Below are 15,210 nucleotides of genomic sequence, written 5' to 3' on the forward strand. Positions count from 1 at the left end.
AACAAAGGAAAGTAGCTTACCATTCCTTTGTTAAAATGAATACTCGAGGAGGTTCACCTTATGTCTAAAGCCATCCGTCTGTCGGTGCTGGACTTAGCACCTATTCTTGTTGGAGGAACAGCCTCCGATTCTTTGCGTAACACACGCGATCTTGCCCAGCATGCAGAAGCATGGGGGTATCATAGATATTGGCTTGCGGAGCATCATAATATGCCCGGTATTGCCAGCTCCGCCACATCTCTAGTCATCAGTCACGTCGCTTCGGCAACGAACCGCATTCGCGTTGGATCTGGAGGCATTATGCTGCCAAACCATGCTCCACTGATTATTGCTGAACAATTCGGCACCTTGGAGTCACTATATCCGGGCCGAATTGATCTGGGACTTGGCAGAGCCCCAGGTTCAGATCAACCGGCATCCCGTGCCATTCGCCGCGGTGCAGGCAATGACGGCCAGGATTTCCCGGATCGTCTAGCTGAACTTCGTTCTTATTTCCATCCTGCCCCAGGCTCCACACCCTCTGTACGTGCATTCCCAGGGGAAGGCCTGGATGTACCGATTTGGCTTCTAGGATCTAGTGGATTCAGTGCACAACTAGCGGGCCAGCTCGGTTTACCTTTTGCTTTTGCTAGTCATTTTGCACCAGACTACTTGCTGCCCGCACTGCAAATTTATCATGCTAACTTCCAGCCTTCGACTAGCCTCAGCGAACCTTATATCATGGTTGGCGTTGGAGCCGTAGTTGCGGATACAGACGAGGAAGCTCGCTACCTCGCAACATCTCAGCAGCAGCAATTCCTGAACATCATTCGGGGGCGTACAGGGCAATTAAATCCGCCTGTGGAGGATATGGAGCCGCTATGGAGTCCGCAAGAGAAAGCACTCCTTCAAGGCAAGAGCAGCCATTCTCTAACAGGGACACCTAGCAAGGTTCAGGCTCGGCTGGAGGAGATTCTTCAAGAGACTCAGGCCGATGAAATTATAGCCACTTCTCAGATTTTTGACCATCAGGCACGCCTGAAATCCTATCAATTACTTAGTGAGGCGGCAGCGCCATTTGTTAAAGTAAATTGATTTTATGTAATATAACTTCCTCAGATTGCTCATGCTGAGGAAGTTTTTTTATTTTCCATAATTTATAGGATTATAATAGATGAGGAGGGAGTACAAGATGATCATCAAATGGATTACATGTCATGTAGAAGAACAGAATAGATCTGCATTTGCCTACGCCCAAGAACAGTGGAATGGCCTTGAGACAAGTGAGGGTTTCCATTGGCAGATCGGAGGCTGGGATTTGAAGCATCCTTCTGAAGCCGCAATCCTGTCATGTTGGGACAATATCAATGTTTACAGAACCTTTATGCAGCATCAACATGATGCCATGTTCTTGCAGACGAACCAAAGAGATACGTATGAAAGAATTCAGATTTCTATTTTTGAAGACTGCTTTCCAATTAACTCAATGAATGGTACAGAGAATCTAATGAATCGACATATTCTTCGTATAGCGGAGTGTGAGGTAAGGCCCATTCACCAAGCTTCTTTTGAACAAGCACAGCATGAAGTTTGGAATTATGAAATGTCACAATCAGAAGGGATGTTGGGAGGGATGTTCTGTCGTCAAGGACAGCAGACAGCTCAACATACACATAGTCAGAACCAGCAGGATGTGAGGTATTTAATTGCCTCTATTTGGGATAGCCGCGATTCCCATCAGCATTATGTAGACTTTACCCTGTCTAATTTACTAAAGCAGACAGGAGCAAGAAGGAGTGCGCATATAATTAAGGGTAGACTTATTGAGTTAGATCCCCTGTGGACTGTAGAATTTAAAAACTAACCATATATTTTGGTGATATCTTCTTATTTTGTTAGTTTACTATGTATTGATGCATATGCACCCAAATATTTATTGGGAGGTTTTTCTTAGATTAGCTCATCCTATTTTCATCTAATCACAAGGGAGACGATTTCATGAACAACAAAGTAGCCATTGTTACTGGAGGAAGCCGAGGAATCGGGGCGGCCACTGCCAAAATTTTAGCTGAGCGGGGCGCAAAAGTCATCGTAAACTATATGCAAAATCGAGGTGCTGCTCAAGAAGTCGTAGACACCATTCAATTAGCTGGTGGAAAAGCTATTGCTCTACAAGCAGATGCAAGAGACAGCTATCAGATGCAGCAGTTGGTAGAAGAAGCGCTTCGCATGTATGGCACGGTAGATATCTTGGTACACAATGCTGGCATGAGCTTTGTCAAAAAGTCTTTTGAAGACATGACCTGGGAAGAATTCTCCCAAAAAGTAAATGATGAGCTTCAAGCCGCCTTCGTTTCTACCAAGGTTGTCGTACCGCAGATGAAACAACAGCAATATGGTCGATTAATCTATATATCAAGTGGTCTGAGCCATCAGCCCACACCGAATTTTATCGCTCATGGTTCCTCAAAGGGTGGACTTAACAGCTTCGTTAAATATATTGCGAAGGAATTCGCTAGCTACCATATTACAGCTAATGTAGTATCCCCGGGATTGGTAGAGACCGATGCTACCTCAGACCTGCCCCCCACCTTCAAACAACATATGGAGGCTATGCTGCCTTTAGGTAGATTAGGTAGACCAGAGGATATCGCCAAAGCTGTGGCCTTTTATGCTAGCGATGATAGCGCCTACCTTACAGGAAGCTATATGCCCGTTAGTGGCGGCGGTGAAATGAATTAAGTGAATAAAAAGACCGCAGCCCGTAAGCTGCGGTCTTATGTTCAACCCACTTGGGTATGGTCTTCTTCCCACGTTACAAATTCCTCAGGATGACTTCGAATATAGCTCATAATGCGCTGTAAAGTATTCTTTACGGCAATCTGAAAGGGTTCTTCCACGGTTTCTATCGCTTTGAGTAGCTTTGGACGCTGATGCAGTTGATCTCTAGATATATTGAAATCATCCAGAGTAACAGGATGGCCAAACTCCAAAAGAATCTGCTCTACCTGCTGAAGAATCTGAACCAGTTCATCTTCACCAAAGTAATTCAATCCAGATAAAAGTCCTTTCCAACGACCCCGTTCTGCCACGTAATATACACTCCACCAGTAGAATTCTGTTAATGAACTGGAAGCGTGGATATAATACGTCTGAAAAACAAAGAAAGCCTGCTGCCCCTTCGTCATCTGTTGATATATATCCATAAAGTCATGTCCCAGAAGCTGTTCTTCCTTGTACCTATGAATCATCGGACCGAATAGCGCTTGCGTAAGCTCCTCATCACTTAGCTCTTGGAACCTCTGCTTATTCATGGCTACCTTAAAAATAAAAATCACTCCTTCAGAGTGATTATACATCAGCACTCAACCAAATAGTTATATTATTGTAAAAATTATCTATAACTAGAATTAGAATCTATCTAGCTTATTTCTTCCCTTTTAATACCGATACTGCTACATTTATGGCCTCTACCACTTCACGAACAAAAGCCACATTTTCTTTCTCCCATGCCCCCGGATTGTCCATTTCGTACTCTTCTACCCAATCTACTAATTGGTCAGCCGCGTCCTTCAGTTGGGCTGGGCGAGGGGTTCCACCCTTACCACGCAGGATTTGCGAAGCGAATTGCATCGCTTTGCAGGTATCCTTAACGAAACCATATTCATCACGCTCCCACGCTTGCGGGTTATTCATATCATAGAAAGCCACCCATTTATCCAATAGCCCTGCTGCCTTGTGCGCATCCATCTTCTGTGCCATATATTTCGCTCCCGTTCTTTATAGATCTAGCTCTAGCTTGTCCGATGAACTAAGCTTCAGCCTCTTCCCTGCAACTAAATTCTAGTGTACCATTTCAGGCACAGAAAATTCTTGGTTTTTTGCTTTTGCGAAAGCATCTAAGTTCGTTGTGTGGTAGACTTTCGTAAGACCTATGAAAAGGATGATCTAGATGACTTATGTAGCTGTTGAAGCTTCTGAATTTATATATACGTATGCCTACCCCGAGGAGGAAGAATCGCTTTGCCGATTGGAAGCACGCTGTCTGTTCGGTTCGGAACCCCATCCTTATCTGCTTAAGAGTAGCGTAGGTCTGGATCCTAGCCGAAGTCCGTTCATTCGGGAACGAATTGATATTATGTATGAAGGCGATACGCTTGAAGATATATATCGTCAGGTAGAAGCCATTAATATGGGGGAGGAGACCTTTAAAGTTCTTTTTGTTAAGATTAATGACCTCACCGATACGAACAAAATAGAATACGACGAGCGCCGCGCGATTGAACGTGAAATGGGGCTGCATATTGAAGGTGAGGCTGATGTGAATCGGCCGGACCATTGGTTCGGACTCATTGCCCTCGGAGGCAAATGGTACTTTGGACCGTACCAGCGGAACAAGTCTCTATGGCTTCTGCATATGAAAAAGCCTCGCAGTTACTCCATCGCACTGAGCACTCGCGTAGCCAGAGCAGCGGCGAATATCGCTGTGCCAGAGATCAATGGCAAGCATGCCATTGATCCTTGCTGTGGTATTGGTACGGTATTGGTAGAAGCCTTATCTATGGGTATATCGATCACAGGCCGTGATATTAATCCACATATTGCTCAAGGGGCCCGCGATAATATTGTGCATTTTGGCTATGAAGCTGAAGTGACCCTTGGTGATATTGCCGAAATTACGGACCATTATGACGCAGCTATTGTAGACATGCCCTACAACCATTTCTCCCGTACGACGCCTGAGGCGCAATTCTCTATCCTAGAACATGCCGCACGCATTGCGGATCGAGTCGTTGTCATTAGTGTTGATTCCCCGGATGAAATGCTGACCCGCGCAGGACTGAGCGTGATCGACCGCGGTAAAGTCCGTAAAGCCGGGTTCTCACGTCAAGTGATTGTATGTGCGTCTAATCGGGTAGATTAGCTCCAGTAAAATCTGTATTAAGCCGTTCATTTTAGATACAAAGAAACCAAGAGGGGCTTACTTCTCTTGGTTCTTTGCTTTGGCGTATTCAAGTCTTACATTTGCAGAAATTATTTCAAATTGTAAAGTCTTAAGCATATTTATTAGTTCACCTATCAGACTCTAACAACTTGCTCTCCGACTTGCAGCTGATACATTTTGAAATACCTTCCGCCCAGCCTCATCAATTCCTCATGATTGCCGCGCTCGACTATGGAACCCCGGTGTAATACAAGAATCTGATTCGCGTCCCGTATCGTGGACAAGCGATGTGCAATAATTAGGGTTGTTCTACCGGAACTGACCACCTTGAGCGCTTCCTGAATCAAACTTTCGGTCTCACTATCCACGCTAGCCGTAGCTTCATCCAGAATGAGAATAGATGGATCGAAGGCTAAGGCACGAGCAAAAGAAATAAGTTGACGCTGCCCAGAAGACAGTGTACTTCCCCGCTCCACGACCTGTTCATCATAACCGTGAGGAAGCTGTTCAATAAAGGAGGAGGCACCAACGTCCGCTAAGGCCTGCTTGACCCGCTCTGGGGTTATATCTGGATGATACATACTGACATTGAATTTAATATCCCCTGCAAAAAGGAATGGATCTTGTAAAACAATGCCCATATGTTTACGCAGCTCTTGTTTGGAGAAAGACTGAATATCACGTCCATCGATAGAAATCTTCCCTTGTTGCGGTTCATAGAATCCGAGCAGTAAGTTCATAATAGAGCTTTTTCCCGATCCTGTATGACCTACTAGCGCCACGGTCTCCCCTTTGCGAACTTCGAATGAAATATGCTTCAGCACATCGTCGCCCTCATTATAGGCAAATGTCACATCCTCGAATCGGACACTTCCTTCAGGTCTTTTCACATTCACGTTAGATTCTACATCTTGGCCAGGGATATCCATTAAGGCGAATACCTTCTCGGCAGATACAAAAGCCCGCTGTGCGTTGGTTAGCTGATCAAAAATTCCGATAATCGGCATAAAGAGTCGGCCCAAATAATCAATAAAAGCGTAAAATACCCCAAAAGAAATCGCAGTCTGCAGCGAGTTGTGGCCAAAATACCAGATGAACCCAGCGGTGACTAAACTTCCGCCCGTGCCTATAATATTTCGGGAAGAGAGAGCGAAGACGCGGAACTGCTTGAGTTGGTTCACATAACGATCTTGGTTCAGCGTCTCGAACTCATCTAAAGTTCGCTTCTCTCTACGAAAAGCTTGGATAATTGGCATGGTCACAATCGATTCATTGATCATTGCATTCATATCACTTAGTCTTGCTCGCATAATTGTAATAAAAATTTTGGAATATTTCAGATGAATTCGCATAACTACGACGCAGAAAGGAAGCAAAATCAAGCAAAATAGAGCCAGTCTTACATCTAATATAAATAGCGCTGTAAAAATTCCAGTAAGCTGCACCATACTTACCACAAAGGTAGCCATAAAGCTCATGAATAAGTCGCGAACCGACTCTGTATCATTGGCAACTCGTGATACGACTTGCCCGATAGGCGTATTATCGAAGTAACGCAGCGGAATTCGCTGTATATGTCGCATTAGATCCATTCGCATGTTTTTAATAATTTGAAGGGCTGTCGATTGCAAAATATAACTCTGCACGAACGTACCTAAGCTCGCTAAAAAAAGCAGCCCCAGATATAACCCAAGCAGCGTAAGCACCGGATGAATATCTATCGATCCTGTGGACAAGTGCTTGTCGATAATGGTCTTCGTGATATACGGTCCTCCAAGTTCCGCCCCTACTGCGGCGCAGAGAATCAACAATGCACCTATGATCCTGAATTTATAGACCCAGGCATAAGAAATTAGTCTTTTGCCTGTAGAAGTCCGCGGATCAGTATGTTCGTACTTGTTCTCCTCACTCATCTAGACTCGCCTCCATCTGCTGACGATCCCACTGCTGTTTGTACCAGCCACCTAGCATCATAAGCTGTTCATGTGTTCCTTCTTCGGCAATGTGACCTTGATCTAAGACGAGTATCCAGTTGGCATGGCTTACCGCAGATAGGCGGTGGGTAGTAATCATCGTCGTGCGTCCTGCACGTTCCTCACGAATATGTTGAAGAATACGACTCTCTGTTCGAGCATCGACGGCGGATAAGGAGTCATCCATCAACAAAATTTCCGAATTCATTAGCAGTGCTCTCGCAATAGCCAAGCGCTGCTTCTGCCCACCAGAGAGCATGACACCATTTTCACCTACAATAGTGGCTAGACCTTGCGGCATCTGCTCCACATCACTAGTAAATGAAGCCATCTTCACTGCTTTGGCGATCTCTTCATCCGTAGCCTCCGGTTTACCTAGTGCAATATTATCCCGAATCGATTTGGATAGTAGCAAATGCTCTTGGGGTACATAGGCAATCCAGCTTTTGAGGTGATCAAGCGCAATCTGTTCAATAGGCACGCCAGAGATCCACAGTTGCTGCGGCTCAAGCGGATACTGCCTTAACAACTGTTTGAGTAACGTGCTTTTGCCACTTCCCGTTCTGCCGACAATACCGAGCGTCTCTCCTCGTTCTACTCCGAAGGAAAGATTGACTAAGCTTGGTTGCTGTGCCGATGGATATGTAAAAGTAAGATTACGCATAGCTAAAGTGTTCGGAAGTTCGGGTCTCACGGGCTCGTAGGCTTCCTGAATATCCGACTGCTGAACCATCATGTCCTCCAGACGGTCAGCGGATGCACTTCCTCGCTGAAGTACATTGATGAATTCTCCAAAAGAAATCATGGGCCAGATCAACATTCCCAAGTAAATATTAAAAGAAATCAACTGTCCTAAAGTAATTTCACTATGTATAACTAGATAAGCACCATACCCAATCCCAATAGCATAACTTACACCCACAATGAAAGATATCAGGGGCTGGAACATGGCATTAAGTACAGAGACCTTTCGGTTCTTGAGCATGACTTCTGTAGTCACTTGATTAAAAGCCTGAAGGTCTGCATCTTCTTGAACATATGAACGAATCACGCGAATACCCGAAATCGATTCAAGTGCATGATCATTCATTTTGCCAAACGATTGTTGCGCTGATAGAAATCGCGTACGTACTCTTTTGCCGATTACACTGATGACTACAGCTAGTAAGGGTAATGGAATGAGCGCGGCAAGCATCAGCTTAAAGCTAATCAATGAGACCATCGTCACAATGACTACGGAAGCCCCGACCAGCGTATTGACGAGCGTCATTACCCCGTATCCTGCTGTCTGCCCAATGGCCTGCACATCATTCGTCGCTATAGCCATAAGTTGTCCCGTACTATTGCGCTGGAAAAAGGGCGGTGCCATCTTGGTCATATGCGTGAGCAGACGTCCCCGTAACCATTTTTCCAACAATACAGAGTTTCCGTATAGTGTCGTAATCCACAAAAACGTTACTACATACAGAATTACGGCTAATAAAATAAGCAGGAACACAGTTTGCGTAAGCTCCGCTGAAGTTAGGCTTCCTTTTCGAATATGGTCGACCGTATTGCCTATCATGCGCGGAGGCACAATGGCCAGCAAGCTCGAACAAGCCATTAGAGCTATGGCCAGCGCATATGGAGACCATCGACTTCGAAAGAACCAACTTAATTTCGTCACAAAAGACACCAGTTACACCTCTTTTCTGTCAGGTAGACTCGTTCATATATTGTACCTTTGAAACTGCATTGCAGTCTACGCGAACAGTCAAAATTTATGAAATCCAGCTCTCTCTATCCATGAAAAAAAAAGCCTAGCCGTGCATCTTGCACGGTTAGACTTTAAGAGCACCTTATTTGTTTGCGATGTGTACTTTTAATTGTTTGCCTTTAATGGTGGTATCCTTCATGGCTTGTAATACTTGCATCCCTTTGCCATTGAGTATCTCGACATATGTGGTCGTATCTTGAATAGTGATAATGCCGATATCTCCCGCTTCGACGCCCTCGATTCGAGCGATAGTCCCCACGAAATCCACAGCTCTCAGCTTCTTTTTCTTGCCTCCGTTGAAGTACAGCTTGATGATATCCTGACTGAGTTGGTCGCTCTTCAGCACTTTCTGGACATGCCGAGCATGAATCTTTTGGTCAAATTCGAATTTGGCTTGAAGCACCTCTTGTTGGGTGGGTGCCTCTTCTAATTGGAAGGCTCTTCCCGTATAGCTCTCGATCGAATCCAGATACTTCAATTCCTGCGGAGAGACCAAGGTAATTGCTTCCCCACTTTTCCCAGCGCGGCCTGTACGTCCTGCACGATGCACATAACTTTCTGCATCCTGTGGAACATCATAGTTAATGACATGGGTCATATGCTCCACATCAATGCCCCGTGCTGCTACATCGGTAGCTACAAGATAACGGAACTGACCACGCCGAAATGCGTTCATCACTTCGAATCGTTCCTCTTGCTCCATCCCCCCGTGAATACGATCACATGGATAGCTCAGATCTACAAGTTGACGGAAAACTTGATTCACGCGCTCTTGGGTTCGGCAGAAGATAACGCAGCTATCCGGATTTTTCGTAATCAGTAGGTTAGCCAAAACTCGGGGCTTGTCCTCTTCTTTGGCAGCTATCCTTAGATGGGTAATGTCTGGCTCGGGTTGACCTGATGATTCGGCCTCAATAAGAATAGGATTCTTCATGTATTTAGAAGAAAGGGCATCTACATCCTCTGGCAAAGTAGCCGACAGCAAGACCGTAACACGCTCCGTCGGAAGCTCCTTAATAATAGCCTCTACCTGTTCAATAAAACCCATATTGAGCATTTCATCCGCTTCGTCAATAATCAGGAATCGAATCTTATTTAGCGCAAGGGAACCTTTTTGAATATGATCCAACACTCGGCCTGGAGTACCCGCCACGATATGATTTTTCTGCTTCAGCTCTTGTTTTTGGAATGCAAACGGGTGCTTGCCGAACACCGCAGCGACCTTGATCCGCTCATAACGCCCGATATTCATCAAGTCTTCCTTCACTTGCACGGCAAGCTCCCGAGTAGGTGTTAATACAAGCGCTTGGGGTTTGTTCTCTTCCCACTCGACTAGTTCACATAAGGGAATACCATAAGCTGCCGTCTTTCCACTTCCGGTCTGAGATTTAACCACCAAGTCTTTCTGATCTAGCAACTGAGGAATAACCTCATCTTGTACAGCTGTTGGCTGCGTATAGCCTAAATCCCGCAGTGCCTTTTGAATCGGCTCGCGAATGGCATAGTGCTCAAACGATAGTTCACTCATAATTAACGTTCAACCTCATTTTCCTCAATTTCGTCCCTTCATTCTATCACACTTTACATACATGCCCTGTGCGATGCGTTTTTCAAGCTATTGCTAAAAATTTATATAATTCTATAAAAAACACTAAACAAATTGTCTTAAATTGTCGAAAAAGGTAGTAAACACACAAACACCCTGGGGGAAGTCATATGAAAAAATTAAGCTTCAACAGCTCTATTCGTACTAAAATTACTGTGTTCTTACTCTTGATCACAATCGTACCCCTGCTTGCATCTAGCCTCTGGCTTACAAGCGACTTCACCAAGGTCTTAAGTCATACCACGGAGAACAATCAAATTGCACTTACTACTGTAAATGCGAATTCTCTTAATGATTGGATTAAAGATAAAGTCGATTCCACACAGCGAGTCATCCAAGCCAACCCTGCCTTTCAGTCTGGCGATGCTAAGCTCATTATGCCTATTTTAGACATCTTAATGCAGAACGATTCCGATATGTCCTATATTGCGTTCGTAGATCAGAACGGCCATTCTTTGAACACAAAGAGAGAAACCGGGGATCTAGCTGCATTTAAAAACTTCAAGGCAGCCAAGCAGAGCAAAAAAGTAGCAATCTCTGATATTCTGCTGGATGTAAATACACGTAAGAATATGATTCTTATCGATATTCCGTTAAAGGACAGTCAAGACCAGTTCAAAGGCTTGATCCAGACGGCTCTTGATCCCACCAATCTCATCTCTATTGTGAATCAAATTAAAGTAGGTGCGTCAGGATTTGGTTATCTTATGTCGAAGGATGGACATTATCTTATACATAAAGACAAGAGTCTAATTGGCAAAAAAATCACGGAAGTCCTCCCTGCCGATGAATCCTCAGCATTAATGCAACAGGTCTCGCAAAATTCTAGCGGACATCTCGTCTATGAGGATCCGAGTGGCGCGGCTTATTCTGCCTCCTACAGCACCATACCGACAACAGGCTGGAAGTTGATCCTTGTAGCTAAGGATGCCGAAGTATTCAAGGAAGTGAACCAGTCTAAAGAGTTCGCTTGGTCGCTAATCGGCGCAGCTACACTCATCGTTGCCGTCCTGTCTATCTTTATATCCCGGTTCGTAGGTCGCATGTTACTTCGAATCTCCACGCTTATGGGCAAAGCTGCCGCTGGTGATCTGACAGAGCGCCTCCCTGTAAAAGGAAAAGATGAGCTCGAAATGCTCAAACAACATATTAATAATATGTTGGATTCTTTTAGTGAACTGATCTCTAAAATTATGGAATCGGCTGAATATGTAGCGGCTTCTTCCGAAGAACTCACTGCCTCTGCGCAAGAAATGAGAGCGAATTCCGAAGAGATTGCATCAGCAGCGACGGATATGGTAGGCAGTTCTCAGAGCCAATATGAGAATTCGTCCCAGACTTCATCCACGATGAATGAAATGGCTTCTGGCGTGTCCCGTATTGCAGAATCTTCCTCCTTGGTATCGGATTCCACGACTTCTGTCGTTAACGAAATACGTCAAGGTTATCAAAACATTCAAGAAGCCACACAGCAGATGCAGCAGACCGGGGCCTCCATTGAGAAGACAGCATTATCGATGCATGAGTTGGAGAATCACTCCCAGATGATTGGCGGGATTGTTGACGTAATCAGCGGTATCGCGAAGCAGACGAATCTACTGTCCCTAAATGCTTCCATAGAAGCCGCCCGAGCTGGGGAGCATGGACGAGGTTTCGCTGTTGTTGCAGCGGAGGTCAAAAAACTCGCCGAACAAACGGCGCAAGAAACTCAACAGATTGGAATCATTGCAAACGACATTATGGATCGAACTCGCGAAGTATCCGAACGTGTTCAAGATGGTGTAGATCAGATGAGTATTAGCACGGAACAAGTCACACACCTTGGCGAAGTCTTCGCTACGATCATGGAAGCCATTCAGAAGGTGAACGACCAGATTCAAGAGACATCCGCAGCGGCTGAACAACTATCAGCTGGGACAGAACAAGTAGCTGCTTCTATGGATGAGAATCTAATCGTTACACAGCACGTGCTTAATCACCTCACAGATGTTCAGCGAGGAGCCAAAGACTCACTGATCTCCATGGATGAAGTCTCTTCCTCCTCCGAAGCTCTAAGTGAGATGTCCATGGAACTCCGTGACCTTGTCCATCGCTTCAAAATTGATATGACGAACAAACTTTAAGCAGCTTAGTTGAAAGCAGCAACCTCCTTAGCATTTGCTAAGGAGGTTGCTGCTTTTCATAAGGTTAGTATTGTTCCACATGCTTGGAATCATAAAATATCCGGTTGGCCTCAGAATGTATATACCGAAGTAACTCTACTAAATCCTTTAGACGTGCCTCATTTGAATTATAATAGCGCTCAGTCTCTAACCTTTTAATATGAATGGCTTCATGAATTAGAGAATGCCACGAATTTGGAATGATTGCCAAACCGTAGAGCCCCGCCTCTACTTTACTCTTGACGGCTTGCTCCTTTAACGTATACAGCTGTCTTAACATCCCTAGCGTGCACCATTCTACGGCTTCATCCATTTTCTTCTTCATGCTCTCTTCATCAGAAATGAAGGACGAACGCAACTGCTCCTCTAATCGCTCGATCCAGTTTATCCAATACGTATTTAAGTTTCCTACCACATAGTCCATCAAGGCCTTGACTCGTATCTCGAAGTGAAAAGAATGACTCAAGCCATATAATCTAATACCATAATGTTGAAGTATCCACCACGTGACGGGATTTATATCAGCAGCATATCCATCCGAGTGAACCTTCTTATCATAGTAAGTCCAAAAGGCATTCATTTCATCCTGTGATTTTCCAACATCATCTACGTGAATATAAGCTCCCATCATCTCCAAATCCGGAAACTCTTGGTCAATCTCTGCATGGATGTTGGATAGGATATGGATATCCGTATTGCTTGGCAGCTCTCTGAGCAGCGTAATGAAATCAATGTCACTAGAGCCTTCGATATAATCCCCTAATGCAACTGAACCATAAATGTATACCGCCTCAACATTGAAATTATTCATAACTAAAGAGGTGCACAATTTACGCATACTTCGCTCTACTACGTCGGGTAACATAGCTATCTCCCTTCAAGTCCTCATTCTCCAAGTTCGTCGACATGGTTTTATAATACAACGCTACAGGACAATCAAAGTTTCTCAACTCTTATACATTGTCTTTTAGGTATCTGACAGGCTATTAGCATATTCCCCTAACTTGTACATATCGTATTATAAAGGGGGAATGGGTATGGATTTTCAGACTAGTGTCACGTTAATTGCTGTGGCCTTCGCGGCCTTAGTCCTTTTTGGTATCCTTACACTACGTAAATTAATGGCTTCCTTAGATGAGACGAACAAGACGCTTGGCGAGGTGCGGGGGGCCGTACATGGACTCACTAGCGAAGCGCAGCGCTTAATTCGCAACGCTAATCAGGTCACTGCGGATGTCAAAGGGAAAATGCGCGCGGTGGATCCCATCGTTGAGACAGCGCAAGATGTAGGTGAAGTGTTACACTCCGTGACTGATTCTGTAAAACAAGCCGTCTCCGTCATTGGACAGAAGGTGCAGGAGCAGCGGCAACAAAAAGTAAATCTCCGTGTCAAAAAGTAATCATTACTTGATACACAAATGCACCAAAACTCCCCAGCATGAGGGTGCCGGGGAGTTTTGGTGTGCCTATATATTTCCTTATGATGCTTTCTTCACTCGCTTACCCACCATCGAGATTTGGGGTACTCTTCGCTCCCCGACAGTACGGCTTCCCCTATACGAGGCGTACAGACAACGACCTGATTCTTGTTGGCTTCTGCAATCACGCGTTCCACAGGATCCGTCCAATCATGCATAGCCAAGGTAAAGGCTCCCCAGTGAATGGGAATCATCCGCTTTCCTTGAATATCAAGCTGTGCTTGTACCGTCTCCTCAGGCTTCATATGGATATAGGGCCACCTATAATCGTATTGGCCACATTCCATGAGGGTCAGATCAAAGGGCCCAAAGCGCTCCCCGATCTCTCTAAAGTGCGGGCCGTAGCCACTATCTCCACTGAAGAACAGCTTTGTTCCTTCGCCTTGAATGACCCAAGAAGCCCATAGCGTGTGCTGTCTATCATTTAAGCTCCGACCCGAAAAATGTCTAGCCGGGGTGCAGGCGAACTTTAGTCCCGCCCATTCCGTCTCTTCCCACCAGTCATGCTCTTCTACTCGGTCGGGATGCACTCCCCACCGAATCAAGTGAGCTGAGACCCCGAGCGGAACGATAAATCTTGCTACCTTATCCTTGATCTTGATGATCGTTCCATAATCTAAATGATCATAGTGATCATGAGAGAGCAGGACCACATCAATCGTAGGCAAATCCTCTGCTTCAATGGGCAAGTGTGAGCTGTAACGTTTGCCCCCGATGAAAGGAAACGGCGATGGAGACGTACCCAACATAGGATCAAGCAGTATCCGTTTTCCATCTAATTCTACTAGAAGTGCGGAGTGTCCAAACCAAGTTACTCGAGCGCCAGTCGAAGCGGAATCAGCTTGTACAGCTGGGGCTATGTCATAAGAGACGACATCCAGCTTCCCATTGGGCTTGCCAAACGGATTTCCTTTGACGAAATCCATTAAAATAGAGAGGTTCGCCTTTAGTCCCATGTTCATGGTTGTAGGTAGTGTATTATGAAATTTTCCATTGTTATATTCCGGTGAACTTACTATTCTTCGCATCTGATCCGGCGTGGGTCTACCTCCTAGAGGGGGATATATTTTCAAAAAAATCAGAACGGCTACCCAAAGAATTACAACGATTACAATAAGCGTGATGAAGACAGACATACGATAAGTTCCTCCCTTGCTATTAGATAACGCGAATACCCAATTCCTGTCTTTAGCATACCCGAATCCTGACTGAACAATCAAAAAAAACAAAGTATCATGGAAGATACTTTGCCTTCTATCTAGCTAATTTCTAACCTTTATTATAAAAAAATCTTAATACCTAATATGTCTC

Annotated in this window: 13 protein-coding genes; 6 read left to right on the top strand and 7 right to left on the bottom strand. The window is 44.9% G+C overall.

The annotated features are described in order from the left end of the window. Positions 1-60: 60 nt before the first annotated feature. The 3 genes from J2Z69_RS14765 to J2Z69_RS14775 all read left to right on the top strand — a co-directional run bounded on the left by J2Z69_RS14765 (position 61) and on the right by J2Z69_RS14775 (position 2,721). A complete protein-coding gene (locus J2Z69_RS14765) occupies positions 61-1,074 on the top strand; it encodes an LLM class flavin-dependent oxidoreductase (RefSeq protein WP_209864226.1) in 1,014 nt (337 codons plus the stop codon). A 97-nt stretch (positions 1,075-1,171) separates the two neighbouring features. After that, positions 1,172-1,843, top strand: a complete 672-nt coding sequence (locus tag J2Z69_RS14770) for a DUF4937 domain-containing protein (RefSeq protein ID WP_209864228.1) — start codon at positions 1,172-1,174, stop codon at positions 1,841-1,843. Between the two features lie 134 nt (positions 1,844-1,977). Further along, the gene (locus J2Z69_RS14775) at positions 1,978-2,721 is read left to right on the top strand and encodes an SDR family NAD(P)-dependent oxidoreductase (RefSeq protein WP_209864230.1); all 744 of its coding nucleotides are present in this window, start codon (positions 1,978-1,980) and stop codon (positions 2,719-2,721) included. A gap of 41 nt (positions 2,722-2,762) precedes the next feature. Here J2Z69_RS14775 and J2Z69_RS14780 read toward each other — a convergent pair whose 3' ends face one another. Next, positions 2,763-3,317 (bottom strand): hypothetical protein, encoded by a 555-nt coding sequence (locus J2Z69_RS14780; protein ID WP_209864232.1) that lies wholly within the window; start codon positions 3,315-3,317, stop codon positions 2,763-2,765. Between the two features lie 88 nt (positions 3,318-3,405). Next, positions 3,406-3,741: a hypothetical protein gene (locus J2Z69_RS14785; RefSeq protein WP_209864234.1), complete on the bottom strand. Its 336-nt coding sequence runs from the start codon at positions 3,739-3,741 to the stop codon at positions 3,406-3,408. Positions 3,742-3,931: 190 nt separating this feature from the next. Here J2Z69_RS14785 and J2Z69_RS14790 point away from each other — a divergent pair, with 190 nt between their 5' ends. After that, positions 3,932-4,903, top strand: a complete 972-nt coding sequence (locus J2Z69_RS14790) for a TRM11 family SAM-dependent methyltransferase (RefSeq protein ID WP_209864237.1) — start codon at positions 3,932-3,934, stop codon at positions 4,901-4,903. Positions 4,904-5,058: 155 nt separating this feature from the next. Here the strand turns inward: J2Z69_RS14790 and J2Z69_RS14795 are convergent, their stop codons facing one another. The 3 genes from J2Z69_RS14795 to J2Z69_RS14805 form a co-directional block, all read right to left on the bottom strand. Further along, entirely contained in the window at positions 5,059-6,837 is a 1,779-nt protein-coding gene (locus J2Z69_RS14795; protein ID WP_209864240.1) for an ABC transporter ATP-binding protein, read from the bottom strand. After that, positions 6,830-8,575 (bottom strand): ABC transporter ATP-binding protein, encoded by a 1,746-nt coding sequence (locus J2Z69_RS14800; RefSeq protein WP_209864380.1) that lies wholly within the window; start codon positions 8,573-8,575, stop codon positions 6,830-6,832. Before J2Z69_RS14800 ends, J2Z69_RS14795 begins: the two co-directional genes overlap by 8 nt. 160 nt (positions 8,576-8,735) lie before the next feature. Continuing rightward, positions 8,736-10,181 carry a DEAD/DEAH box helicase gene (locus tag J2Z69_RS14805; protein WP_209864244.1) on the bottom strand — a complete coding sequence of 482 codons (1,446 nt, stop codon included), beginning with the start codon at positions 10,179-10,181 and terminating at the stop codon, positions 8,736-8,738. A 188-nt stretch (positions 10,182-10,369) separates the two neighbouring features. Between J2Z69_RS14805 and J2Z69_RS14810 the strand changes: the two genes are divergently transcribed. Next, positions 10,370-12,382, top strand: a complete 2,013-nt coding sequence (locus tag J2Z69_RS14810) for a methyl-accepting chemotaxis protein (RefSeq protein WP_209864247.1) — start codon at positions 10,370-10,372, stop codon at positions 12,380-12,382. A 64-nt stretch (positions 12,383-12,446) separates the two neighbouring features. Here the strand turns inward: J2Z69_RS14810 and J2Z69_RS14815 are convergent, their stop codons facing one another. Next, entirely contained in the window at positions 12,447-13,286 is an 840-nt protein-coding gene (locus J2Z69_RS14815; RefSeq protein WP_209864250.1) for an aminoglycoside adenylyltransferase domain-containing protein, read from the bottom strand. A 172-nt stretch (positions 13,287-13,458) separates the two neighbouring features. On the opposite strand from J2Z69_RS14815, the gene J2Z69_RS14820 reads away from it, so the two are divergent. Further along, complete coding sequence (locus J2Z69_RS14820; RefSeq protein ID WP_209864251.1) at positions 13,459-13,821, top strand: DUF948 domain-containing protein; 363 nt, start codon at positions 13,459-13,461, stop codon at positions 13,819-13,821. 92 nt (positions 13,822-13,913) lie between these two features. Here J2Z69_RS14820 and J2Z69_RS14825 read toward each other — a convergent pair whose 3' ends face one another. Next, positions 13,914-15,035: an MBL fold metallo-hydrolase gene (locus J2Z69_RS14825; protein ID WP_209864254.1), complete on the bottom strand. Its 1,122-nt coding sequence runs from the start codon at positions 15,033-15,035 to the stop codon at positions 13,914-13,916. Positions 15,036-15,210: the final 175 nt, after the last annotated feature.

The sequence above is a fragment of the Paenibacillus shirakamiensis genome, assembly GCF_017874255.1.
Lineage (GTDB): Bacteria > Bacillota > Bacilli > Paenibacillales > Paenibacillaceae > Fontibacillus > Fontibacillus shirakamiensis.

Bases quoted from the DNA above. Each gene is read 5' to 3' on its own strand.
- J2Z69_RS14795 (WP_209864240.1), bottom strand. From the start codon at position 6,837: ATGAGTGAGGAGAACAAGTACGAACATACTGATCCGCGGACTTCTACA.
- J2Z69_RS14790 (WP_209864237.1), top strand. From the start codon at position 3,932: ATGACTTATGTAGCTGTTGAAGCTTCTGAATTTATATATACGTATGCC.
- J2Z69_RS14805 (WP_209864244.1), bottom strand. From the start codon at position 10,181: ATGAGTGAACTATCGTTTGAGCACTATGCCATTCGCGAGCCGATTCAA.
- J2Z69_RS14775 (WP_209864230.1), top strand. From the start codon at position 1,978: ATGAACAACAAAGTAGCCATTGTTACTGGAGGAAGCCGAGGAATCGGG.
- J2Z69_RS14810 (WP_209864247.1), top strand. From the start codon at position 10,370: ATGAAAAAATTAAGCTTCAACAGCTCTATTCGTACTAAAATTACTGTG.
- J2Z69_RS14820 (WP_209864251.1), top strand. From the start codon at position 13,459: ATGGATTTTCAGACTAGTGTCACGTTAATTGCTGTGGCCTTCGCGGCC.
- J2Z69_RS14765 (WP_209864226.1), top strand. From the start codon at position 61: ATGTCTAAAGCCATCCGTCTGTCGGTGCTGGACTTAGCACCTATTCTT.
- J2Z69_RS14815 (WP_209864250.1), bottom strand. From the start codon at position 13,286: ATGTTACCCGACGTAGTAGAGCGAAGTATGCGTAAATTGTGCACCTCT.
- J2Z69_RS14825 (WP_209864254.1), bottom strand. From the start codon at position 15,035: ATGTCTGTCTTCATCACGCTTATTGTAATCGTTGTAATTCTTTGGGTA.
- J2Z69_RS14770 (WP_209864228.1), top strand. From the start codon at position 1,172: ATGATCATCAAATGGATTACATGTCATGTAGAAGAACAGAATAGATCT.
- J2Z69_RS14785 (WP_209864234.1), bottom strand. From the start codon at position 3,741: ATGGCACAGAAGATGGATGCGCACAAGGCAGCAGGGCTATTGGATAAA.